This window comes from Mariluticola halotolerans (assembly GCF_021611515.1).
In the GTDB taxonomy this organism is placed as follows: Bacteria; Pseudomonadota; Alphaproteobacteria; order Rhizobiales; family Devosiaceae; genus Mariluticola; species Mariluticola halotolerans.
Map to the genome: position 1 here is coordinate 2,016,413 of NZ_CP090960.1, position 23,987 is coordinate 2,040,399.

Annotated in this window: 24 protein-coding genes; 10 read left to right on the forward strand and 14 right to left on the reverse strand. The window is 59.0% G+C overall.

Annotation, left to right across the window (positions count from 1 at the left end; translation table 11 throughout):
• Positions 1-52: 52 nt before the first annotated feature.
• The 4 genes from L1P08_RS09640 (at position 53) to L1P08_RS09655 (ending at position 3,513) form a co-directional block, all read left to right on the forward strand.
• Positions 53-952: a LysR substrate-binding domain-containing protein gene (locus L1P08_RS09640; RefSeq protein WP_303616810.1), complete on the forward strand. Its 900-nt coding sequence runs from the start codon at positions 53-55 to the stop codon at positions 950-952.
• Between the two features lie 120 nt (positions 953-1,072).
• A complete protein-coding gene (gene mbfA / locus L1P08_RS09645; RefSeq protein WP_303616811.1) occupies positions 1,073-2,056 on the forward strand; it encodes an iron exporter MbfA in 984 nt (327 codons plus the stop codon).
• Between the two features lie 13 nt (positions 2,057-2,069).
• On the forward strand, positions 2,070-2,921 hold the full coding sequence (locus L1P08_RS09650; RefSeq protein WP_303616812.1) for an alpha/beta fold hydrolase: 852 nt from the start codon (positions 2,070-2,072) through the stop codon (positions 2,919-2,921).
• Positions 2,922-2,994: 73 nt separating this feature from the next.
• Complete coding sequence (locus L1P08_RS09655) at positions 2,995-3,513, forward strand: GNAT family N-acetyltransferase (protein ID WP_303616813.1); 519 nt, start codon at positions 2,995-2,997, stop codon at positions 3,511-3,513.
• An 11-nt stretch (positions 3,514-3,524) separates the two neighbouring features.
• Here the strand turns inward: L1P08_RS09655 and trhO are convergent, their stop codons facing one another.
• A complete protein-coding gene (gene trhO / locus L1P08_RS09660; RefSeq protein WP_303616814.1) occupies positions 3,525-4,547 on the reverse strand; it encodes an oxygen-dependent tRNA uridine(34) hydroxylase TrhO in 1,023 nt (340 codons plus the stop codon).
• 164 nt (positions 4,548-4,711) lie between these two features.
• Here trhO and L1P08_RS09665 point away from each other — a divergent pair, with 164 nt between their 5' ends.
• The gene (locus L1P08_RS09665) at positions 4,712-5,749 is read left to right on the forward strand and encodes an aldo/keto reductase (RefSeq protein WP_303616815.1); all 1,038 of its coding nucleotides are present in this window, start codon (positions 4,712-4,714) and stop codon (positions 5,747-5,749) included.
• A gap of 44 nt (positions 5,750-5,793) precedes the next feature.
• On the opposite strand, the gene L1P08_RS09670 is transcribed toward L1P08_RS09665, so the two are convergent.
• A complete protein-coding gene (locus L1P08_RS09670; RefSeq protein WP_303616816.1) occupies positions 5,794-6,387 on the reverse strand; it encodes a LysE family translocator in 594 nt (197 codons plus the stop codon).
• A gap of 125 nt (positions 6,388-6,512) precedes the next feature.
• Between L1P08_RS09670 and L1P08_RS09675 the strand changes: the two genes are divergently transcribed.
• From L1P08_RS09675 to fumC, 3 genes are all read left to right on the forward strand, one after another.
• Positions 6,513-6,827, forward strand: a complete 315-nt coding sequence (locus L1P08_RS09675) for an ArsR/SmtB family transcription factor (RefSeq protein WP_368077106.1) — start codon at positions 6,513-6,515, stop codon at positions 6,825-6,827.
• Positions 6,828-6,881: 54 nt separating this feature from the next.
• A complete protein-coding gene (locus L1P08_RS09680) occupies positions 6,882-7,922 on the forward strand; it encodes a permease (protein ID WP_303616817.1) in 1,041 nt (346 codons plus the stop codon).
• A gap of 187 nt (positions 7,923-8,109) precedes the next feature.
• Positions 8,110-9,501: a class II fumarate hydratase gene (gene fumC / locus L1P08_RS09685; RefSeq protein ID WP_303616818.1), complete on the forward strand. Its 1,392-nt coding sequence runs from the start codon at positions 8,110-8,112 to the stop codon at positions 9,499-9,501.
• A 306-nt stretch (positions 9,502-9,807) separates the two neighbouring features.
• Here fumC and L1P08_RS09690 read toward each other — a convergent pair whose 3' ends face one another.
• The 9 genes from L1P08_RS09690 to L1P08_RS09730 form a co-directional block, all read right to left on the reverse strand.
• On the reverse strand, positions 9,808-10,614 hold the full coding sequence (locus L1P08_RS09690) for a hypothetical protein (RefSeq protein WP_303616819.1): 807 nt from the start codon (positions 10,612-10,614) through the stop codon (positions 9,808-9,810).
• On the reverse strand, positions 10,614-13,034 hold the full coding sequence (gene pheT / locus L1P08_RS09695; RefSeq protein WP_303616820.1) for a phenylalanine--tRNA ligase subunit beta: 2,421 nt from the start codon (positions 13,032-13,034) through the stop codon (positions 10,614-10,616). The genes L1P08_RS09690 and pheT overlap by 1 nt, the downstream gene beginning before the upstream one ends.
• Positions 13,034-13,666 (reverse strand): 3'-5' exoribonuclease, encoded by a 633-nt coding sequence (locus tag L1P08_RS09700; protein ID WP_303616821.1) that lies wholly within the window; start codon positions 13,664-13,666, stop codon positions 13,034-13,036. Before L1P08_RS09700 ends, pheT begins: the two co-directional genes overlap by 1 nt.
• Positions 13,663-14,199: a DUF421 domain-containing protein gene (locus L1P08_RS09705; protein ID WP_303616822.1), complete on the reverse strand. Its 537-nt coding sequence runs from the start codon at positions 14,197-14,199 to the stop codon at positions 13,663-13,665. The genes L1P08_RS09700 and L1P08_RS09705 overlap by 4 nt, the downstream gene beginning before the upstream one ends.
• A 100-nt stretch (positions 14,200-14,299) precedes the next feature.
• Entirely contained in the window at positions 14,300-15,427 is a 1,128-nt protein-coding gene (pheS, locus tag L1P08_RS09710) for a phenylalanine--tRNA ligase subunit alpha (protein ID WP_303616823.1), read from the reverse strand.
• Between the two features lie 127 nt (positions 15,428-15,554).
• Positions 15,555-15,956, reverse strand: a complete 402-nt coding sequence (rplT, locus tag L1P08_RS09715; RefSeq protein WP_303616824.1) for a 50S ribosomal protein L20 — start codon at positions 15,954-15,956, stop codon at positions 15,555-15,557.
• Positions 15,957-15,977: 21 nt separating this feature from the next.
• Positions 15,978-16,178 (reverse strand): 50S ribosomal protein L35, encoded by a 201-nt coding sequence (gene rpmI, locus L1P08_RS09720; protein ID WP_303616825.1) that lies wholly within the window; start codon positions 16,176-16,178, stop codon positions 15,978-15,980.
• A gap of 211 nt (positions 16,179-16,389) precedes the next feature.
• The gene (locus L1P08_RS09725; protein ID WP_303616826.1) at positions 16,390-16,782 is read right to left on the reverse strand and encodes a rhodanese-like domain-containing protein; all 393 of its coding nucleotides are present in this window, start codon (positions 16,780-16,782) and stop codon (positions 16,390-16,392) included.
• Between the two features lie 17 nt (positions 16,783-16,799).
• Positions 16,800-17,702 (reverse strand): MBL fold metallo-hydrolase, encoded by a 903-nt coding sequence (locus L1P08_RS09730; RefSeq protein WP_303616827.1) that lies wholly within the window; start codon positions 17,700-17,702, stop codon positions 16,800-16,802.
• An 84-nt stretch (positions 17,703-17,786) separates the two neighbouring features.
• On the opposite strand from L1P08_RS09730, the gene L1P08_RS09735 reads away from it, so the two are divergent.
• Positions 17,787-18,101, forward strand: a complete 315-nt coding sequence (locus tag L1P08_RS09735; protein WP_303616828.1) for an ArsR/SmtB family transcription factor — start codon at positions 17,787-17,789, stop codon at positions 18,099-18,101.
• Positions 18,098-18,892, forward strand: a complete 795-nt coding sequence (locus L1P08_RS09740; RefSeq protein WP_303616829.1) for a sulfite exporter TauE/SafE family protein — start codon at positions 18,098-18,100, stop codon at positions 18,890-18,892. Before L1P08_RS09735 ends, L1P08_RS09740 begins: the two co-directional genes overlap by 4 nt.
• 12 nt (positions 18,893-18,904) lie before the next feature.
• Here L1P08_RS09740 and L1P08_RS09745 read toward each other — a convergent pair whose 3' ends face one another.
• The 3 genes from L1P08_RS09745 to L1P08_RS09755 all read right to left on the reverse strand — a co-directional run bounded on the left by L1P08_RS09745 (position 18,905) and on the right by L1P08_RS09755 (position 23,761).
• Complete coding sequence (locus L1P08_RS09745) at positions 18,905-20,296, reverse strand: MATE family efflux transporter (RefSeq protein WP_303616830.1); 1,392 nt, start codon at positions 20,294-20,296, stop codon at positions 18,905-18,907.
• A gap of 191 nt (positions 20,297-20,487) precedes the next feature.
• Positions 20,488-21,501, reverse strand: a complete 1,014-nt coding sequence (locus tag L1P08_RS09750) for an LLM class flavin-dependent oxidoreductase (RefSeq protein WP_303616831.1) — start codon at positions 21,499-21,501, stop codon at positions 20,488-20,490.
• 103 nt (positions 21,502-21,604) lie between these two features.
• A complete protein-coding gene (locus tag L1P08_RS09755) occupies positions 21,605-23,761 on the reverse strand; it encodes a methyl-accepting chemotaxis protein (protein WP_303616832.1) in 2,157 nt (718 codons plus the stop codon).
• Between the last annotated feature and the right edge of the window lie 226 nt (positions 23,762-23,987).

Sequence of the window (23,987 nt, forward strand, 5' to 3'; positions counted from 1 at the left end):
TTGCAAGCGATTTTCAATGGACATGAATTTTCAGTGTGTTTAGTTTTTCTATATGACAACTTCCTTTGCGATACCGCTGAACGCCTTGCGTGCCATTGAAATTGTGGCGCGCAGTCATGCGCTGGGCCCGGCAGCGGAAGAGCTGGGGGTGACGCCCGGTGCGGTGAGCCAGCATATAAGGCGGGCAGAGGAACGGCTGGGTGTGCAATTGTTCACGCGCACCTCTTCCGGGCTGTTGCCGACCGATGCGCTTTTGGCGGTGCAGCCGCAATTGCGGGCCGGGTTTCAGGCATTGGCCGATGCGAGTGACACCTTGCGCGCGGTTGAGGACAATGTGTTGACGCTGACCGCGGGCAATGTGTTTGCCTCGTCCTGGCTGGTGTGGCGGCTCAGCCGGTTTGCCGAAGTGGCGCCTGATATTGAGGTGCGGATTGTTACCACGGGCAAGATGCTGGACCTGGCGCGGCCTGACATTGACTGCGGGATTAGGTTTGGCACGGGGGACTGGCCGGAGGTGCGCAGCGACCTGCTGGGCGGGCAAAGCTATTGGCCGGTCTGTACGCCTGGTCTAGCCCACCAATTGAAATCACCCGCCGATCTGGCGCATGTCCCCATTATTGCCGACCCCAAAGGCATGCTGGTATGGGCCGACTGGCTGCGCGGCGCGGGCGTTGCGGACCTGACCCTCAAAGGACCATCCTATAGCGACCCCGCTGTTGCCTTTGATGCGGCACTGGCCGGGCTGGGTGTACTGCTGAGCCTTGACATGATGGCCTGCGATGCGCTGGCGCTGGGGCGGCTGGTGAAGCCTTTTACTTACGAGGAGCCCAGCCCGTTCAGCTACTGGCTGGTGACAGACCAGAACAAGAGCCGCTCGCGCAAGGTGCGGTTGTTTTTCGACTGGATAAAAGCCGAGGCTGGCGGCGCCATGATGGCTGGCACCAAGGATTGATCGACGTCAACACGGACACCGTCCGCTTCACTATAGTATGGTTGCCAAGCGTGTGGTTTTCTGGTTTTCATGCACTTGAGAGTTATTAGAACTATTCTAAACTAAATCGAGAGGCTTGCCATGTTTGCCCGATTGCTTGAGCCCAACAAGCGCGATTTTGCCTCGCTCAATGCGCAGGAAATCCTGTCGCTGGCGGTGGCCGCCGAGGAAGAGGACGGGCGCATTTACGCCGCCTATGCGGACAAGATTCGTGAAACCTATCCGGCCTCTGCCAAGGTGTTCGAGGGCATGGCGGCGGAAGAGGACGAACACCGCAAGCAATTGCTGGCGCTTTACCGCGCCCGGTTTGGCGACAAGCTTATTCCGATCCGGCGCGAGCATGTGCGCGGTTTCATGTCGCGCAAGCCAGTATGGCTGATGCAGAACCTGTCCATTGAAACCATTCGCCAGCAGGTGTGGGAGATGGAGGAAGGGGCTTACCGGTTTTATGTCGAGGCGGGCAAGCAAACCGAAGATGTGGAAGTGCGCCAGCTGCTTGGTGACCTAGCGATGCAGGAACGCCAGCACAAGGAGACCGCAGACTCGCTGGAAGCCGAACATCTGGGTGATGCAGCAAAAACAGAAGAAGAAGAGCAATCGCACCGGCAATTTGTGTTGACCTATGTGCAGCCGGGACTGGCCGGCCTGATGGATGGCTCGGTTTCGACCCTTGCCCCGGTTTTTGCGGCGGCTTTTGCAACGGGCAGCACCTGGCAGACCTTTCTGGTGGGGCTGGCCGCATCGGTGGGTGCGGGCATTTCCATGGGCTTTACGGAGGCGGCCTCTGACGATGGCAAGCTGACCGGGCGCGGTTCGCCCATAAAGCGTGGCTTTGCCGCCGGGATCATGACCGCGATTGGCGGACTTGGGCACACCCTGCCCTATCTGATTACCGACTTTGTCAGCGCGACAGTGATCGCGATTATTGTGGTGCTGGTGGAATTGTGGGCCATCGCCTTCATCCAGTCGAAATACATGTCGACGCCGTTCTGGCGGGCTGTGATGCAAGTGGTGCTCGGGGGCTCGCTGGTGTTTGCAGCCGGTATTCTGATCGGCAACGCTTGAGAAGGGATGCGGCATGAGCACATCTGAGGCCGCAAGCCCCTTGCAAACGCCAACCCGCCATGTCGAGCGGGCGGGTTGTGCGCTTGCCTATCGGGTGAGCGGGCCAGAGGATGGACGACCGCTGGTGCTGTGCCATGGACTGGCGGCGAACGGCATGCAATTTGCCGAGGATGCGGCTTTTTTTGCGGCGCGCGGGTTTCGGGTGATTGTGCCGGACTTGCGTGGGCACGGCCAATCCATTGTGACGGGCGTGCGGCATGATGCGGATTTTGCGATTGCCAGCCTTGGAGCCGACCTGATCGCTATTCTGGATGCAGAAAACATTGAAGCCACGGACTGGGTGGGCAATTCGCTGGGCGGGATCATTGCGCTGTCGCTGATGGGAACAGACCGGGCGCGGCTGGGCCGGTTTCTCAGCTATGGCACTGCCTATCGGTTGCAGGTGCCGGGCGCGCTGCTTTCGGGCATGGGAATGGTAATGGGCAGCTACCGGTTTGTTGACCGGCGGTTTCTGGCCATGATCGGCGGGTGGATGACATCGCCGGATCCGAAGGCGCGGGCGGTGGTTTCATCAATGCTGCGGGTTCTCGACCCGGATGCGGTGATGCGCACAGCGCGGCACCTGGCCCATTATGACCTCACAGCGAACGGGCTGGATTTTGATGGCCCGATGCTGATGATAAAGGCGGCGCGCGATGTGGCGGTTAACCGGGCACTGGCACCGACCCTGCCGCAGCTTCTGGCCCGGGATAATTTTACGCTGGTAGAGATGGATGATGCGGGGCATTGCGCCAATCTCGAACAGCCAGCGCGCTTTCGCGAGATTGTGACGGGATTTTTGGGCAATCGCGCGGGTGATGCCTGAAGGTCAGATTTCGGTTCAAAATACGCAAATTCTGGTTTAGTCCTTGCCGGTCAATTTTGCTGAAAGTCCATAAATGACCATTCGTGCTGCCACAGAGAATGATATTCCGGCGCTGCTTGAAATTCACAATGATGCCGTGCGCCGATTGAGCTGGATCTGGATCAGCCGTGAGGACACACTGGCCGACCGGACCAAATGGTTTCACGAGCGCATGGCGGCGGGGTTTCCCGTTCTGGTGGCAGAGGACGCTAACGGACGGGTGATCGGCTATGGCGCTTTTGGCACCTATCGCGGTCGCGACGGCTATGACCTGACCGTCGAGCATTCGGTTTATCTGCTGCCCGAAGCGCAAGGGCACGGGCTGGGCAAGCGGCTTTTGACCGAATTGATCGATATTGCGCGGGCGCAAGGGCGGCACATGATGGTGGCTGTGATCGACACCGATAATGTGCTCTCGATCAAACTGCATGAGAAATTCGGGTTTGTGCATGCAGGCACGCTGCCGGAAGCGGGCAAGAAGCACGGGCGCTGGGTGAGCCAGACAAACATGTATCTATTGCTGGATGACCGGAAGGCGCCCCCGGCCGCTTAACAGATCTGATTTTACTTATTGGCGAGATTGCGGGCGCGGTCGGCCTGGCGTTTGGCTTTTTTGGCCCTGGCGCGGGCAAGGGCTGCGCTTTGGGCATCATCGCCCAAATGGGCGAGGCCTTTTGCGGCGGCGAGTTCGATCTGCTGTTGGCGGGCGGCGGCGCGGCGAGCCTTGTCGCCCCCCTCCCCGGCGCAGCGGGCGCATTGCACCCCATCGATAAAATCGGCATGGGCGCGGTCGGCGGGCATCAGGGGCTGACGGCAGGCGCGGCAGAGTTCCGCCTCGCCAACTTCAAGACCGTGCTTGACCGAGACGCGCTCATCAAAGACGAAGCATTCGCCCTGCCATCTGGAATTTTCCTGCGGCACTTTTTCGAGGTATTTGAGAATGCCGCCCTTGAGGTGGAACACCTCCTCAAAGCCTTTGGATAGCAGATAGGACGAAGCCTTTTCGCAGCGAATGCCGCCGGTGCAGAACATGGCGACCTTCTTGTCGCGGGCCGGATCGAGATTTTCGGTCACATAGGTTTTGAATTCGGTGAAGGTTTTGGTCGCCGGATCGAGGGCGCCCTCAAACGTGCCGATTTCATATTCGTAATCATTGCGGGTATCGACGAGAACGACATCCTCCTGCGCGATCAGGTCGTTCCAGTTTTCCGGCTCGACATAGGTGCCGACTTTTTTGGACGGATCGGCTTCGGGCGCGCGCAGGGTGACGATCTCGGCCTTCAAACGCACTTTCATGCGATAGAATGGCATGGTCTCGGCGGCGGAATATTTTATTTCGGCGTTACGGAAACGCCCGCCGAAGAGATTGCCGTCTTCGAGCCAGGCGACCAGCTGGTCGATGGCTTCGGGCGTGCCCGCGATGGTGCCGTTAATGCCCTCAGGCGCGAGCAAAAGCGTGCCGCGGATGTGGCGGGCCTCGCAAAAAGCCGCAATCTCTGGCTGGAGAGCCTCGAAATCGGGCAGGGCCACAAATTTATAAAGGGCCGCGACTTTGACCGGGCCGGCGCTTTGAGCAACAGTTTTCATGGGCGCTTATCTATCATCGCAGATGGGGCTATGCCAAGATAAAGACCAGTGACGGCGCGGGTGGCGGATGACTTGCGTTTTATCGTTAATACGTGGCAGAATTATTTGGGTGATTCAGTGGCGGTTTCCGGTCGCCTTTCCAACCAGTTTTGAGGGAGAACAACATGACTTATCGTGCTGATCCAGCGCGCTATGGCGCAATGCAATACCGCAGATCAGGCCGTTCGGGGCTGAAGCTGCCGGTGATTTCGCTGGGGCTTTGGCAGAATTTTGGCGGCAACCGGGACTATCCCAGCGCCATGGAAATTCTTGGCCATGCGTTTGATGCGGGCGTGACCCATTTCGATCTGGCCAATAATTACGGCCCGCCGGCGGGATCGTCGGAAGAATTGTTCGGCTATGTGATGGCGCGGGATTTCAAGCCCTATCGCGACGAGATGATCATTTCCTCCAAGGCCGGTTACCTGATGTGGCCGGGGCCTTATGGCGAATTCGGTTCGCGCAAATATCTGATGGCGAGCTGCGACCAGAGCCTTAAACGGCTCGGGCTCGACTATGTCGATATTTTCTATTCGCACCGCTATGACCCCGAGACCCCGCTTGAGGAAACCATGGGGGCGCTTGCCTCTATCGTTGCGCAAGGCAAGGCGCTTTATGTGGGTATTTCCAGCTATCCGGAAAAAGAGACCCGAGAGGCCTACCGGATTCTCAAGGAAATGGGCGTGCCCTGCACCATTCACCAGCCGAGCTATTCCATGCTCAACCGCTGGATCGAGAATGACAAGACCATCGACACCTGTGGTGACCTTGGCATTGGCATGATCGCATTTTCGCCTTTAGCGCAAGGCGTTTTGTCGGGCAAATACAACAAGGGCGACAAGGACGGGACGCGGGCGACCAATACCAATACCACCCTGCGCCAGAGCCATATCGAGCCGAACGTGCTCGAAGCGGTGGACAAGGTTTCCGAGATTGCCAAGGCACGCGGGCAATCCATGGTGCAGCTGGCGCTGGCCTGGGTGTTGCGGCGCAAGGAAATGACCTCGGCGCTGATTGGGGTGCGTACGCTGGAACAGCTCAAGGACAATCTGGGCGTGCTCGACAATCTTGATTTGAGCGATGACGAGATCAAGGCGATTGATGAGGCGACCAAGAACGGGCAGATGGAACTGCATCCGCGCCCGCAGGGCTGGTTGCGCTAGAACCTGATAGTGACTTTTCGCGGGGCGCTTCGGCGTCCCGCGGTTTATAGCAGCAGCGCCAGACTTACCGAGATGACGAGCGCTACGGCAAAACCCACATTGATGATCCGGCTGGACCGCGGCACCCGCAAGAACGGGGTGAGCGAGGCCCCGGCGAAAAGCCACAAAATATTGACACCAATAATCACGGCGACGAGCAGGGCTGCTTTTACCAGCCCGTCGGCGGCCAGATTGTCGGCAATCAATACAAAGCCGGAGAAGGTCGCCGCCATGGCGGCGTAAGCCTTTGGATTGGAGAGCGACACAAAAATCGCTGAGATCCATGATGGCGGCTTGCCGGTGCCTGCATTTTGAGAAAGCGGCGGCGCGCTGGCGATGCGCCATGCCAGCCAGATGAAATAGGCGGCAGCGACCATGCCAATGATCTGAGCTGCGCCGGGCACGGCAAACACCAGGCTGATCGTGCCGGTTCCGACGATGGCGATGACAAAGACCATGCCGAGGCAAAGGCCCGCCATATAGCCAATTCCCCGCCGCCAGCCGAATGCCGCGCCGACCGCTGCCAGACTGAGCGTGTTTGGACCGGGGCTGCCCGTGAGCGCGACCGCCGCAATGAGGAAACCAGAAAGTTCGTCCATGCTTACTCTCCCGTCCTATCCCAATCGATACACTCGAACGCATGCCCATGATGGCGGCAACATTTTTCTCGCGCAATAAACATATTTACAAAACTAGAAATATAGTTATATTGACACCCATGAACATGGACCAGAAAATCGCGGCAAAGGCGCTTTCGGCGCTCGGACATGAGGTGCGCCTGAACATTTTCCGGCTGCTGGTAACGGCTGGAGAGCCGGGCCTCAATGTCGGGGATATCGGCGCGCATCTTGGCATGCCGCCTTCGACCCTCTCGCATCACCTTTCTGCTCTGGTGGCGGCGGATCTCGTGGTTCAGGAGCGGATCGGGCGCGAGATTATCAACCGGGCCAATTACGGGGTCATGAATGGCCTGATGGGCTTTTTGTCTGATTCGTGCTGTGCCGGTGTGGCACCCCTTGCAAACGAGAACGTCGCCTGAGCCTATTTTTTTGAGCAAATATAACCATATTTCTAGTGATATAGGATAAATATCATGGCATTCACACAAGCCACATCCCGCCCCGACTGGCGCAATCGGCTCGGTAAAATCGACCGGGTTTTCCTGGCGATCATCGCCATATTTGCAGTGCTTGCGATATTTGTTCCGCAACAGGTGCCGACAACGGCTGGCGCGGCGATCGGGAGCCTGTTGAGTACCGCACCGTTTCTGGTGCTCTCCATCGGCATCGCCGCCTATGTGGGGGCAAGCGGGGCTGACAATCTCATTGCGCAGGTCTTTCAGGGCCGGACGACCATGATGGTGTTCACGGCGGCATTGTTCGGGGCGCTGTCGCCGTTCTGTTCCTGCGGTGTGATCCCGATTATTGCCGCGCTTTTGACCATGGGCGTGCCGCTGGCACCCGTGATGGCCTTCTGGCTCGCCTCGCCCATCATGGACCCGTCAATGTTCGTCATGACAAGCGCTGTGCTGGGGGTGGATTTTGCCGTCGCCAAGACCATTGCCGCTATTGGCGTGGGGTTGCTCGGCGGGTTCGGCATCATGTGGCTGGGGCGGTTTTCTCTTTATGCCGACCCTTTACGTGAAGGTGTTGGGGATGGCGGCTGTGGCGCGTCTTCGGTACGTCAGCCCAAACCCATTGCATGGGCGTTCTGGCGTGATGGGGACCGGGTCGTCAAGTTCCGCGAGGCCGCGCTCAAGAATGGCTGGTTTCTTGGCAAGTGGTTGTTGCTGGCTTTTGTTCTGGAAAGTCTGATGCTCGCTTACGTGCCGGCTGAATGGATCAGTCAGTCGCTGGGCGGTGAAGGTGTCGCCCCGATTGCGCTTGCAACGCTTGTGGGTGTGCCGGCCTATCTCAATGGCTATGCCGCCCTGCCCCTGATGGGGGGCTTGCTGCAACAGGGCATGGCCCCGGGTGCGGCCCTGACCTTTATGGTGGCCGGTGGCGTGACCAGCATTCCGGCGGCCATTGCCGTGTGGGCGCTGGCAAAGAAACAGGTGTTTTTCGCCTATGTGGCCTTTGCACTTGGCGGGTCGTTTATGGCGGGCCTTGTTTTTGAAGCGCTGATGGCCTGATAGCCAAAAGCAGATCACACGCGATTTGATGGCACCCCTCGGGGTGCCATTTGCATGTCTGGTTTCTGGCGCAGCCGGTCAGGACGCCCCGGCGATTGCTTGTGTTATGGACGAATGGATGCGCATGCAGTATGCAAGCGGCAACAGTTTTGGGGCCGATCCGTTTGGGCCATGGCAGGAGACATTCATGAGCACTTTTCGCACAGAGACCGATAGTTTTGGCGCACTCGAGGTGCCGGCCGATAAATATTATGGCGCGCAGACGGCCCGGTCGCTGATGAACTTCCCGATTGGCACAGAAACCCAACCGGTGCCGATCATCAGGGCGCTCGGCGTGATCAAGCAGGCGGCGGCCCGCACCAATGTGGCCCTTGGCGTGCTCGACCAGAAACTGGGCACCGCCATGCAGGAAGCTGCCGCAGAAGTGGTTGCCGGCAAGCTCGACGATCATTTTCCGCTTGTCGTGTGGCAGACCGGCTCGGGCACCCAGTCGAACATGAATGCCAATGAAGTGGTCTCGAACCGCGCCATTGAAATTCTCGGCGGCAAGATGGGCTCGAAAGACCCGGTGCACCCGAACGATCATGTGAATATGGGCCAGTCCTCTAATGACACTTTCCCCACGGCGATGCATATCGCGGCGGCGGTGGAGATTTCCAAGACGCTGATCCCGGCGCTCGAGCATTTGCGCGACGGGCTGAAGGCCAAGCAGGATGCGTTCAAGGACATCGTCAAGATTGGCCGCACCCATACCCAGGATGCGACGCCCTTGACGCTGGGGCAGGAATTTTCCGGCTATGTGGCGCAGGTGGAATTCGGCATTGAGCGGGTCCGCGAAGGGTTGCAGCGGTTGTTTGATCTGGCGCAGGGCGGCACTGCTGTCGGCACCGGGCTGAATGCGAAGATCGGCTTTGCCGAGCAGTTTGCCGACGCCGTTGCCGATATTACCGGCCTGCCCTTCCGTACCGCGCCGAACAAGTTTGAAGCGCTGGCCGCGCATGACGCCTATGTCTATGCCCATGGGGCGCTGAACACGGTTGCGACCTCGCTGTTCAAGATTGCCAATGACATTCGTTTTCTGGGGTCAGGGCCGCGTTCGGGCCTTGGCGAATTGCAGCTGCCCGAAAATGAACCCGGCTCCTCGATCATGCCGGGCAAGGTGAACCCGACCCAGGCGGAAGCGCTGACCATGGTTTGTGCCCAGGTGTTCGGCAACCAGACCACGATTACCGTTGCGGGCAGCCAGGGGCACTTTGAACTCAATGTCTATAAGCCGGTCATGTCCTATGCCCTGCTACAATCGGTGCGGCTGCTGGCGGATGGCGCGCGTTCGTTCACTGATCGCTGTGTGGTCGGGATTGAAGCGCGGGAAGACAATATCAAGCTGCTGATGGAACGCTCCCTGATGCTGGTGACAGCACTGGCACCCAAGATCGGCTATGACAATGCCACCAAGATTGCCAAGACCGCGCACAAGAACGGCACGACATTGCGCGAAGAAGCGGTGGGGCTTGGCTTTGTGACCGAAGCGGAGTTTGACGAAGTTGTGCGGCCTGAGCTGATGCTGGGGCCGAAATAGGCTTTTGATTTTGGCGCGGAGCCTTCGGGTTTCGCGCCGTTGTCCTCATTGAAACCCTCACCCTGAGATTGTCGTAGGGGTGGGGGTTTTTACGTTTGGGGCCCATCCTTCGACGGGCTCAGAATGAGGATAGGGGCCACAGTGTCATTCCCGCGCAGGCGGGGATCCAGCAGCGGGCAGTCCTGCCCGCGCAAGGCTTTTTCGCGCCGCCGACGCGGCGCACTGGATCCCCGCCTGCGCGGGGATGACGATGAGCGGGAAATGCGCTGACTTGTTTCTTCTCCCCCACGAGTGGGAAGAGACAGGTCACTCGGTAAAGGAAATGCCTTCGCGGGCACAGAGTTTGGCGAGGGCGCTGCCGGGTTCGGGCTGGGCGATATCGGCGCGGCCGCGCCGGGTCAATTGGCTGCGCCAGATGTGGACGCCGCGGGTTTGATCGGTGATCAGATTATCAATGGAACTGCCCGCCTGCATCAAGGGGGGGATGCCGGTATAGGGGACCGGATAGAACACCTCGGCGGGCTGGACCTTTTCGACAAGCCGGTGCTTGGGGACATAATAGGTCAGCATGAACGGGCCGGTGGCGCCATATTGCATATATTCGGGGCCAACCCTTTGTCCGGCCAGACGCTTGCCAGCCACTTCCAGACGGCGGAACAGGGGCAGGTGCGGCTCCAGCAAGGGGCGCTTTGTCTCGGTGAAGATCGAGATCAGGTCCTTGAGCAAAGGCGCGTCGGCGGGGATGCGCAGCACGGCACCATTGATCGAGCCGGGGCGTTCCCAAGAAAAGATGTAGTCGTCCAGTCCTTCGAGCGGGCGGACGCAATAGACATCGCAATCGGCCCAGATGCCGCGCGATTGCTGCATCAAGGCCATGCGGAACCAGTCCGAAAAGACGCCGGGTGTGCCGTGGCCCTTGTAGAACATCAGGGAAGATCGCGGCAGCACGTCATTGGCATCGCGCAATTCGGCCCCCTCGGGCAGGCCTTCCACCGTCTCATAGCTATAAAGGTGGAAGGGATGGCCCTGCCGAACGAAGGAGGCAATCGAGAGCCGCTCCAGCCAGCTGAGCGGGCCATGCCAGAAGGAGGCGATGGGCTCCAGATCGGCCATTACGTGCGCAAGGCTCCGCCGGTGGCTTTTTCAACGGCGGCGACGATGGACGCGGAGAGTTTGTCGATTTCCTCTTCGGTCAGCGTCTTGCCGGTTGGCTGGATGGCGACAGCGATGGCGACGGATTTCTTGCCCGCACCCACATGCTCGCCCTCATAGAGATCAAAGATATTGACCCCGGTGATCAGCTTCTTGTCGGCACCCTGTGCCGCCTTGATGATGCTGGCCGCCTCGATTTTGCTATCAACGACGAAAGCGAAATCGCGGCTTAGCGGCATCAGATCGGAGAGGTTGAGCGGTGGCCTTGTCTTGGCACCCTTTTGACGGGGCAGCGGCAAGGCATCGAGATCAAGTTCGAAAGCTGCTATCGGGCCATCAAGATCGAGATCGGCCAGAAGCGCTGGATGGATTTCACCGAACCAGCCGAGAATCAGTTTGGGGCCCAGCTGCAGACGACCGCCCCGGCCCGGATGGGACCATGCGGCGGGTTCGGCGACGACCTGAACCTTGTCGATATCCTGCCCCAGTGCATCGAGCACGGCGGCCAGATCACCCTTGGCGTCAAACACATCGACCGGTGCGGCATTGCCGCGCCAGTGCCGGCCCGCGCCATCGAGACCGGCCGTGCCGGTGCGGATGCCGGTGACATAGGTATGCTGGCCTTCGGGCTGATCGGAGAGGAAAATCTGGCCGACTTCAAATAGCGCCGCATCGGGGAAACCGCGATTGGCATTGCGGCCGGCAGCCGCCAAAAGACCGGGCAGCAGCGAGGGGCGCATGTCGGTCAGATCAGCGGCTATGGGATTGGCCAGTTTCAGTTCGGGCGCACCGCCGCCGAATTTTGCCGCCTGATCGGCTGAAATGAACGACCATGTGATCGCCTCATCGAGACCGCGTGCGGCCAGCGCCCGGCGGGCGATGCGGCGGCGGTTCTGGATCGGGGTCAGCATTTTGGGGGCGACACCGGAGAGGCGCGGCAAGGGATCAACCGGGACCTGATCGACACCGACAATGCGCATAACCTCTTCGACCAGATCGGCCTTCATCGTGACGTCGGGACGCCATGAGGGGACGGCGACCTTAACCGTGTCGCCAGTACCCGACATCCAGAAACCCAGCCGGGTCAGGATGGCCTTGACCTCGCCAGCGCTGACATTGAGACCCGTCAGGCGGCTGATTTCGGCGAGGGGGAAATCGATAATAGTTTCGGGGCCTTCGACATTGCCGGCAATGGTGATGTCGCAGGGTTCGCCGCCACAGATTTCCAGCACCATTTTGGTGGCCAGATCCATGCCGGGGCGCACGAATTCGGGATCGACCGTACGCTCGAAGCGGTAGCGGGCATCGGACACAATACCGGTCTTGCGGCCCGCCGAGGCGATGACATTGGGATCGAACCAGGCGCATTCGATGAGGACGTTGGTGGTGCCCTCTTCGCTCGATGTGCTTTCCCCGCCGATAATGCCGCCAAGGCCAATGACGCCGGATTCATCGGCGATGACGCACATGGTCTCGTCGACTTCATATTCCTTGTTGTCGAGGGCGAGGAATTTTTCACCGGTCTTGCCCATGCGCGCATGGAGTGTGCCCTTGAGCTTGTCGGCATCATAGACATGCAGCGGGCGGGCTCGGTCATAGGTGATGTAATTGGTGATATCGACCAGCGCATTGATGGGCCGCAGGCCAATGGCGATCAGGCGCTGTTGCAGCCATTCCGGCGACGGGCCGTTTTTGACGTTCCTGATCAGGCGACCGGCGAACATGCGGCAGGCCGGATTTGCCTGATCGTCAAAGCGCAATTCGATGGCAGGGGTGGGCCCGGCGGTGCCGGCGGTCTGCGGGATGGCGGCATCCTTGAGATTGCCAAGACCGGTGGCGGCGAGATCGCGGGCAATGCCGTAAACCCCGGTGCAATCGCCGCGATTGGGGGTGATGGCCACATCGATGACCACACCATCCATCTTGGCATATTCGGGATAGGTCATGCCGATGGGCGCATCATCGGGCAGTTCGATAATGCCGTCATGATCATCCGACAGCATGAGTTCGCGGCCCGAACACATCATGCCATGGCTTTCCTCGCCGCGGATGACACCTTTTTGAATGGTGATGTCGAGGCCGGGAATATAGGTGCCGGGTTTGGCGAAAACCACCTTGATGCCCGCACGCGCATTGGGCGCGCCGCAGACGACCTTGACCGGATCGCCGGTGCCTGTATCAACCTGACAGACCTTGAGCTTATCGGCATTGGGGTGCTGTTCGGCTGCAAGCACATGGCCGACGGTAAAGTCCTGCAGCGCCTTGGCCTGATCCTCGAGCTCTTCGACTTCGAGGCCGATCATGGTCAGGGTGTCGACGATTTCGGTGCTGCTCGCTGTGGTCTCGAGGTGATCCTTGAGCCAGTCCAGGGTGAATTTCATCAGTATGCGCCTGTTGCGTTTTCGATTTTGGGCAATTGCCCGTTCAGTTCAAACAGTTTGACAAGGACATTGGCGAAGCCGCGGGCATCATCAATGGCCTTATGGGTGTGGGGGATGTGGCCGTACCAGTCGGCGGGTGCGCGCTGCATGCCCCAGTTGAGATAATCCTGGCCGCGCATTGTACCGGCCATGGTGTAAAGACAAACGCCGCCGCCGCGAAACAATTGCCGCCCGGTATAGGGGCCGCCCAAAGCGCGGGTGTCGGCGAATGTATCCAGATAATGATCCATCCAGGGGCCATCGAACATGATGGGCGCAGCGCAGAAGACACGGTTGCCGGGGATTGATTCAATCCAGTCGGCATAGCGCAGCATCACGGTTTGGGGGTCTTCGGGATTGGTAGTTGCCGCTTCATAAGCCTCGGGGAAACCCTGCCACCATTCCATGGTGCGCGGATCGGGCTGCCGCCCCTCACGCCTTTCCAGCACCGCCTCGAACTCGCCATGCACCGTGCCATCATAACCGACAGCGACCGAGGCGAAACTCAGCATGGAGTTGCGCAGCGGCGAATGGCCATCGGTTTCAATGTCGGTGACAATGAAGGTCACGGGGTCGGCCGAGGTATGGATCATTTGTTACCCTCTTTCGCCGCATCGACATTCACGCCGGACGCAATGAGAGAGGCAGACGGATCACCACCACCGGCCTTGAGCACGGAAATTTCGCCCTCTGTCTCCAGCACGACGGCTTTCGTCTCAGCGATATTATGCACCCCATGCTGGCGCAGCGCCGCATGCAATTCGACCTCGGCAATCCGCTCACGCCGCATATTGGCGTGCAAGAGCTTGCCCTCGTAGGCCAAAAGTGTTGGCTCCGATTTTATCAGCGTGCGGAAACCTGCGGAACGTGTGGTCAGCCATGCGGTCAGCCATTGCAACCCCACCAGCAGCGCCAAAGCCAAAAGCCCCTCGGAAATGGTGGTCTGGGTGTTCAGAATGGTCGTCGCCAGAATGGAGCCAACCGTGAACACCAGCACCAGATCGAAAGCATTGAGCTTGGCGATCGTGCGCTTGCCGGCGATCCGCAGCAGAAAAACGAGCGCCGCAAAGCCGATAACGGCCTTGATGACGATCTGCCCCATCGATGTCCAGTCATCGAACCACATGATCAGCTCCGGTATAGCACTGGTCGGTTACCACGGGCGGTCTCTTTAACGTCAGTCGCCGGCGTTCTCGCAAAAACTGCTGCCGACGGCTTGTTGTTGCTCACGAACTCAGCCCCCCGAACAGGGTCGGCAGGTCGAGCGGGCGGAAGCCGTAATGGTCGAGCCAGCGCTGGTCGGCGTCGAAATAGGCTCTAAGGTCCGGCATGCCGTATTTCAGCATGGCGATGCGATCAATGCCCATGCCCCAGGCAAAGCCCTGATATTCATCGGGGTCGAGCCCGGCCATGCGGATGACATTGGGATGGACCATGCCGCAGCCAAGGATTTCGAGCCAGTCACTGCCCTCACCGATCTTGATTTCCGAACCCGAGCGGTCGCATTGGACATCGACTTCCATCGAGGGTTCGGTGAAGGGGAAGAAGGACGGGCGGAAACGGGTTTTCACTTCATCGACCTCGAAATAGGCCTTGAAGAATTCTTCGAGAATCCAGCGCAGCTGACCGATATGCGAGGTCTTGTCGATGACAAGGCCTTCGACCTGATGGAACATCGGGGTGTGGGTCTGGTCGCTGTCGCAACGATAGGTGCGGCCGGGCGCGATGATGCGGATCGGCGGGGTCTGGGACGGGGTCATCCAGGCGGCGGGCGGCTTCTCATTGGCCTGCTGCATGGTGCGGATCTGCACCGGGGATGTGTGGGTGCGCAAGAGTTTGCGGGTGCCGTCGGGCCCTTCGTTGAAGAAGAAGGTGTCGTGCATTTCGCGGGCCGGATGACCTTCGGGGAAATTCAGCGCGGTGAAATTATAGTAATCGGTTTCGATATCGGGGCCTTCGGCAATAGAGAAACCCATATCGGAGAAAATGGCGGTGATTTCGTCGAGTGCCTGGGAGACGGGATGGATGCGGCCACGTGCCGTTGCAGCGGGGCGCACCGGCAGGGTGACATCAACACGCTCGGCGGCAAGCCGGGCTTCAAGCGCTTTGGTTTTCAGTTCAGCGCTTTTGGCATCGATCAGCCCGGCGAGTTCGTTTTTCAGGCCATTAATGGCGGGGCCTGCGGTCTTGCGCTCTTCCGGGGTCATTTTGCCCAGCGTTGCGAGGAGCGCCGAGACGGAGCCCTTTTTGCCCAGCGCGCCCACACGAACGGCGTCGAGCGCCTGTTCATTGCTGGCGGCGTTGATGGCTGTGGTGATTTCAGCCTTGAGGGTGTCGAGGTCGGCAGTGGGCATAGCGGATATTCCGTTTTCAGCGGGGAAGTCTCAAGTGCGGGTTGTATAGACGCAAAAAGCCTCGCGCTAGCCCTGGGGCCGGCGCAAGGCTCAAAATCTGGCCTCAGCTTGACTGAGACTTAAGGTGCTACGCCGGAATCCGATCGTGCGTCGTTTTTTCAACGCTTTCCAGATAACCGAGAGCTGCCTTTGCCTTGGCGACAAGAACGCCGAATGCTTCAGGCTCGCGGATTGCCAGGTCGGAAAGGACCTTGCGATCAACCGCAACCTCAGCCTTGCTGAGGCCGTCGATAAATCGGCCATAGGTCAGGCCGTGATCGCGAACGGCAGCGTTGATACGCTGGATCCACAGAGCGCGGAAGTTGCGCTTTTTGACGCGACGATCGCGGTAAGCGTATTGGCCGGCTTTTTCGACAGCCTGCTTTGCAACGCGGATCGTATTCTTGCGGCGACCGTAATAGCCTTCGGCTGCCTTCAAGACCTTCTTGTGACGGGCGTGACCGGTAACGCCTCTTTTAACGCGGGACATATGGTGTCTCCTTTGTTGGCGTTAGCGGTTATACGGCATGTACTTCTTCACGATGCCTGCATCGGCATCGGAGAGTACTTTGGTGCCGCGATTGGTGCGGATATATTTGGAATCATGGCTCATCAGGCGGTGACGCTTGCCGGCAACGCCAGCCTTCACCTTACCGGAAGCCGTCATCTTGAAGCGCTTTTTGGCGCCCGACTTGGTCTTCATCTTGGGCATTTTGCTGTTCCTTAATAGGCCATTTCTGACCGGAGCATTATAGATCGCCACGGCATGCCTTTCGGCCGGGCGATCCGGTTTAGAAGCGCGGGTTATAGGCGGAGTTTGCAAGAAGTGCAAGAGGGCGCGCACGGTCTTGCGTGCGCACCATATTTATCAGCTTGTCGCAAGCACAGCCAGTATCTGACGGCGCTCACCGTTGAGGTAGCTATCAGCGCTCAACCGGGCCGTCGGCCTGCAGCCAGGCCCCGATGCCACCGCGCAGATTGGCGACATTGGTATACCCCATTCCCACTAATTGCTGGGCGGCTGCGCCGGAGCGGGCACCCGATGCACAAACGCAGATAATGCGTGTGCCGGCACTGGCGGCGGGCAGGCTGCTGGAGCCATCAGCGGCAGCATGATCGGAAAATTCCGGCAATGGTGCGCGAACGGCTCCGGCAACGGTGCCCGATGCCATGATCTCGCCAAGCGAGCGGACATCAACGAAGACCGTTTCAGCATCGCCATGAAACTGGAGAGCCGACGAGGCGGAGATGGTTTCTGGACCGGCATTGTTGCTTTCGGGCCCCAGAAACATGGATTTGATATTAGAAAAACTCATTTTGTATTTCCTATGGCTTATCTGGCAGTCAGATTTTTGGTTTGGCCTGCACCTTGCTTGGCCGTCACCGGCACGAGCAAATAGTGCACGCCGTTCTGTTCAGCCTCGGGGAACCGCCCGGCCCGAATGTTGACCTGGATAGAGGGCAGCAAAAGTCTGGGCGCAGAGAGCGTTGCGTCGCGCTCTTCGCGCATGGCAACGAATTGCGCCTCGGTCACGCCGTCTTTGAGGTGAACATTGTTTTTTTGTTCGCCCACTGACGTCTCCCAGGCGTATTCGGTGCGCCCCGGCGCCTTGTAGTCGTGGCACATGAACAGGCGGGTGTCGTCGGGCAGGGTCAGCAGCTTTTGAATGGACTGATAAAGCAGCTTCGCATCGCCGCCGGGGAAGTCTGCCCGCGCGGTGCCATAATCGGGCATGAAAAGAGTATCCCCGACAAACACCGAATCGCCGATGCGATAGCTGATATCGGCGGGTGTATGGCCGGGCGTATAGAGCACCTCGACGTCAAGGCCACCGATGGCAAAGTGTTCGCCGTCGGTAAAAAGATGATCAAAATCGCTGCCATCGGTCTTGAGATCGGTCGCGTTGAAAACAGGACGGAAGATCGTTTGAACCTGCTTGATATGTTCGCCAATGCCGATCTGCGCGCCGGTTTGCGCCTTGAAGAAAGGGGCACCGGACAGGTGATCGGCATGGGCATGGGTTTCGAGTGCCCAGGCGATGTTGAGCCCGCGCTGTTTGGCGAAGCCAAGAATGTGTTCGACAGAACGCGTATCGGCGGTGCCAGAGGCGTGGTCATAGTCCAAAACAGGATCTATAACAGCTGCCATACCAGTTGCAGGGTCGGAAATCAGGTAGGAGATGGTATTCGTCGCCTCATCGAAAAAGGCATCGATTTGTGGGTTAGGGGCCGTCATGGCGTTTCTCCCTCGTTTCATTCTACTTGACTTATATATGTATCGAAACTAATTTAGCAAGTACTCATTTAAGGAGTCAGCATTATGCTGGATAGCGATTTTCGCGCGTTGGAAGAAAAGGCCGGTGAGGTCGCCACTCTTTTGCGCGCGCTGGGGAATGACAAACGTCTGCTGATTTTATGCAAACTGGCCGGCGCGGGCGAAATGAATGTGACGACGCTGGCCGGCGAAGTTGGCCTGAGCCAGTCAGCACTCTCGCAACACCTGGCACGCATGCGGACCGAAAATATCGTGGCAACCCGGCGCGACAGCCAGACCATCTGGTATCGCATCGCCGATGAGAGGACCGAAAGACTGATGACGATTTTGTATGAAGTTTTCTGCCTGGAGGAAAAGTGATCCCCACGGAAATTCTGGCGCCGTTTTCCGGTGCTATCGTTGGACTGGTTCTTGGCCTTGTGGGCGGCGGCGGCTCTATTCTGGCGGTGCCGCTTCTCATTTATGTGGTGGGCATCGGCTCAACCCATATGGCGCTGGGCACAAGCGCCATGGCTGTAGCGCTGACCGCCATTGCCAATCTGGTGCCGCACTGGCGGGCTGGCAAAATCAAATGGCCCTGCGCGGCGGTCTTTTCCGTGACCGGCATTATCGGCGCATTTGCCGGCTCCAGCATTGCCAAGATCGTTGAAGGCGACAGCTTGTTATTGCTGTTCGGCCTGCTGATGCTGATTGTGGGCCTGGCCATGCTGTTTGGGCAAAATGGTGAGGGCGACCCTGAAATCCGCCTCACCTCCAAAACTGCAAGTGCTTTGCTGCCCCGTTTGATCCCTGCAGGTTTCGGGGTTGGCGCCTTGTCCGGGTTCTTCGGCATTGGCGGCGGATTTCTGATTGTGCCGGGTTTGATTTTTGCAACCGGCATGCCCTTGAGCTTTGCCATTGGCACATCGCTGGTCGCGGTTGCCGCCTTCGGGGCGACGACTGCTGCCAATTATGCAATATCCGGGCTGGTCGACTGGCCGATTGCCGGAATGTTCATCGCCGGTGGTGCGGTGGGTGGCGTAGCAGGCGCGATGATTGGCAAGCTCCTTGGCAAAAACCGTCATGCATTGCGCTATGTGTTTGCCGGTGTTGTGATGGTGGTTGGTCTGTGGATCGTCTGGCAGGGACTTGCGGCGGCAGGCATGCTCTGACCGCCCAGCCCTTCACCCAGCGGCCCCGGCCTTGCTCATCAAGTTCAATCTTTCGCGCAGGGCAAAACGAATGGTGAGCGCGACGGCGGCCACGGTCAGCCCGCTGGCCAGCCCCAGCCAGATACCCACCCCTTCAAGACCGAATGTGAACCCCGCCACATAACCAACGGGCAGGCCAATAACCCAATAGCCGACAAGCGCGAACACCATGGGAATGCGGGTGTCGCTCATGCCGCGCAGGGCCGCCCCCATAATGCATTGGGCGCCATCGACGAGCTGAAACAGTGCCGCAACGCCAAGATAGGCTATGGCAAGACCAAAACTGATGGCATTTTCGGGTTTGAGTGGATCAAGGAACAGCTGCACGAGAACGCCCGGCGCCAGAAGGAACAGGGCGCAGGTGGCTGCCATGAAAGCAAGAGTCAGCCAGAGCGATGTCCAGCCGGCCTTGCGGACCCCTTCGGGATGGCCCGACCCCACAGCGAGCCCGACACGCACCGTTGTCGCCTGAGACAGACCGAGCGGCACCATAAAGGCAATGGCGGCAAACTGGGCGGCAACCGCATGAGCGGCGACCTGATTGGTGCCGATCCAGCCCATCATGATCACCGCCACACCGAACATGCCGACTTCGGCCATCAGCGTCAGCCCGATGGGAATGCCAATGCGGAAAATGTCGCGGAAACGCTGCCAGTCGGGTTTCCACAAACGCACCAGAATATGAAACCGCCGGTAGCGCTTGTGAAACAGGACGAAGAGCAAGGCGAGCAGCGCCATGACCCAATTGACGAAGCTGGTGGAAATGCCCGCCCCTGCCAATTCCAGCCGGGGGAACCCGAAATTGCCAAAGATCAGCGCGTAATTGCCCAGCGCATTGACGAAAATGCCGGCCACGGTGATGTAAAGAATGATCGTGGTATTGCCGCGCGATTGCAAAAGCGAGCGCAAGGGCACGATCAACAGGCCGGGCCAGACGGCACCGACGGCGAAGTACAAATAACCCTGGGCGAGCGCCGAGACCTCAGGGTCCTGGCCGAGAACGAGAAACAGGCGCTCTGCATTATAGAGCAGCGGGGCAATGAGAACAGCGAGCAGTGTGGCGACCCAGAAACCCTGGCGGACGGTGCGGCGCACACTTCGGCTCTGGCGTGCGCCGATGGCCTGCGCAATCATCGGTGCTGTCGCGGTGACCACACCAAGCCCTCCCAGAAAGATCGGGTGCAATAATGAGGTGGCCAGCGTGCCGGCGGCAAGGTGGGTCGGCCCCAGCCAGCCCATCATCAACACATCCGTGGTGAACAGCAAAATTCCCGCGACCTGCGCGATAATCAACGGCCAGGCCAGCACCAATGTGGCGCGCAGCTCCTGGCCCCAGGTCAGTTGAGCGTTGATGGAATTCGGCATGCAGCACCCCTGAAATCGACTGGAAAGCAGAAACCTCAAGCAGAGTTTGCGCAAAACAAACCCGGCTCTGCCCGCTCAGGCATCCGGTTTATGTGTCCCTGTTCAATGAAACCGGCTGCGGGGATTTGGATATCTTCTTGTCAGCCGACAACGGATTTATGCCGTCAGAATCGCTAGAAAGGCAAGCCCTGTTATGCTGGGGTGGCCGGGATATCGAGGGCTGTTGCAAGACCCCGGAATGCATCAAGGCGTTGGGCGTGGCCGTGCATATTGGCCGAGATCATCACCTCATCGGCATTCGCTGCTGCGGCCGCTGCGCGAATGCGCTCAGCCACGGTGTCGGGCGTGCCGGTGATCACCAATTGCATCTGGCTCGCCAGCGCCAATTCCTCATGGGGGGTATATTGATAGGCGGCGGCCGTTTCAGGGCTGGGGATGCGATCGGGTTCGCCCGCATGCAGATTGCGCCACATCAGCTTGATGGATCCGGCACGCCATTCGGCCTCTTCCTGGGTTGGTGCCACGACGACGGCGAGGCAGATAATGGTGTGCGGTTTGGGAAAGGCTGTTGAGGGCACAAAAGTGTCCCGGTAATCGGCGAAGGCGGGACCCGCAGGGGTTTTGGAGAAATGCGCGGCAAAGGCGTACCCAAACCCATATTGTCCCGCGAATTGTGCGCTGGCACCTGACGACCCCAAAATCCAGATTGGGGGCAGCGGAATTTCATCGGGGACAACACTGACCTGAGCATAGGGGTGGCCTTCGGGGAACCGGCCCCTTTCGAAGGCCATCATCTCGGCGACCTGCTCGGCGAAATGTTCGCCGCCGAAGGAATTCAGGGCCTTGAGGGTGCGCTGATCCGTGCCCCCTGCCCGGCCCATCCCAAGATCAATACGGTTATCGTAAAGCCCGGCGAGGGTCCGATAGGTTTCCACGACGCGCAAGGGCACATGGTTGGGCAGCATGACACCGCCCGACCCGATGCGGATACGGCGGGTTTTGGCCGCCGCATGCGCGATCAGCACTTCCGGTGATGATGAAGCAATGGCGGCCATGCCGTGGTGCTCGGCATACCAGAGACGCTTGTAACCCAGATCATCACCCAGACGGGCGAGGTCGGTGGTCTGCGTCAGCGCGGTGACGGCACTCGACCCCTCAGAAATGGGGACCAGGTCAAGAATGGAATAATCGGGGGTTTTTGACATGACCGGGATATGGGGTGGCACCGTTGCGGGCACAAGTGACAAAAAGAAAAAGGCGCCGCAAACGACGCCTTTTTTAATTTGCTTTGCTGGACGATGCTGAACGCTAGAATTCATTCCAGTCGCTATCGACCGCCGCATTGCCCTGGCTGAGATAAGTCTTTGCGACACGCGTGACTTTTTCCTGCAATTTGCGGACGCCATTTTCCGGCACACTGACCGGTGCAGGCTGTGACGTTTTTTGTGCGCCGTCGATTTTGAAGATATCGACGATACGATCCAGATCGGAGGCCTGAGACTCGGTCTGTTCGATTGCGGCGTTGATTTCCTCGACAAGAGCGGCGTTATGCTGGGTCATCTCATCCATCTGGCGGACAGCCGCACCAACTTCACCAATCGATGAGGACTGTTCGCGGCTGGCGCTGGAAATACCCTGCATCAGGTGGCTGTTTTCCTGGACTGCCTGCAGCATTTCCTCAAGCTTGCCGGCAGCGGCGGATACCAGACCCGACCCATCGCTGACCTCATTGGCACTTTGCTCGATCAGTGCCTTGACCTCGGATGAGGCTTCGGCGGCGGATTGGGCCAGGCGCCGGACTTCCACCGCGACCACGGCAAAACCCTTGCCCGCTTCACCCGCACGGGCCGCTTCAACCGAAGCGTTCAGTGCGAGCAGATTGGTCTGAAAGGCGATGTCATCGATCATGCCAATAATGTTGGAAATCTTTGACGATGAGGTGGTGATCCGCTCCATCGCCTTGGTGGCCTGTTGCATGGCTTCGCCACCCTGTTCGGCCATACGTGCGGCAATGCCGGTTTTTTCCGCCGCGCCTTCCGCCTTCTGGGCATTGTCGAGCACGGTGGCGGACAATTGCTCCATCGCGGCTGTGGTTTCCTCGATGGTCGCGGCCTGACGCGTGGTGCGCTCACTCAGGTCATTGGCTCCGGAGAGAATTTCGCCGGTCGCCATTTTCAGCGCGCGTGAGGTTTCACGCAACTGACCGAGAATGTCGGCAAACTTGTCAGCCATGGTGTTGGTGTCATCCCGAAGGCGGGCAAAGGCACCCTTATAGTCACCATTAACGCGATGGGTCATATCCGCTTGCGCCATTGCGGCCATGACCGTGCCGGTTTCTGCAAGACCGTCATCCACACTGCGCATGAGCCCGTTGAGGCTTGCCACGATGGTATCGAGCTCCTCGTCATCATAGACCTGCTCGATACGCGCGGTGAAATCGCCCTCGGCGGCGGCGGCCACAACGCGGGCCATTTCGGCCTGCATGTCGGCACGACGCTGCTGCTCGGCGGCTTCGCGAACACGCTCGGCTTCCTTTTCCGCGTCCATGGAACGCATGGCCTTGCCATTGTTCTGGAAGACTTCGAGTGCCTGAGCCATCAAGCCGAGCTCGTTGCGTTGTTCAGCACCGGTCAGCTCAACATCAAGGTCGCCATCGGCGAGACGGCGCATGCTGGCGGACATATTGCCAATGGCTGAGGAAAGCCAACGCCCGGTAATCAGCGCCAGCGCGATGCCGATGACGAGGGCCCCGACACTGACGGCTGCTACCGCCACCTGGGTGGCGTGCACTACCTGCGAGCCCGTATTGACTGCGTCAGCTTCGCTCTGCCTGATCACAGCTGACAGTTCGTCATAGGCGACACGTAGATTGTCGGCCAGAACGTTTATCTCGGCAGCATTGATTGCGGCCTGCCGCTCAATTGTATCTTTTACCTGCGAGATCAAACCGCGCATGCTTTCGATATTCGTCTGGACAATGCCGATCTGGCTTTTGACGCCAGTGGAAAACGAGACAGCGACCATCGCCGCCAGCTCCGCACTGGTTTCGTCTGCGACATCCATCACCGTTTGATAGTCAGCCTCGGCACCGCTTTGCAAATAGCGGTCGGCCGCCTGTTGCATCAGCATGCCGTTTTGCGCACTCATGCCGGCGCGTACGGCGATATCGAGATTACCGGCGGCCTTGGCGTTTTCGAGCAACTGCACCAGCGCTTCGCGGAATTGTCCGTCATTGGCGACAATGCTTGCGGCAATGGCGGCGCGTTCATCAATGATCGCTGCGACCCGGGCGAAGGCGTCTTCATAATTGGCAGCGTAGACCTCGATTTCGCGAATTGTCTCAAGTGCTGCCGGCGTGCTTTCGAACTTGGCCAGACCTTCAGCATCATTGGTGCCGACATCATCGATCCATTCGATGGTCAACTGCGCATTTTCGGCGGTCGGATTGGCGTTGTAGGTGGCCATGGATAGAACCATGGCATTAAAATCTTTTAGATAGTCACCAAACTCAGACGCCTGGTCAGCAGAGACTTCGACGTCCCTGAACGTGGACGAGATTGTTTGCAGCCCCAAAAACGAGACGACGACCACCCCCCCCAAGAGTAAAAGGATGGCAGAGAAACCAGCAAAAATTCTGGCAGATATTCCGAACCGACCGAGCATTTTTATTCCTTCAGCATAACGTCGTCCC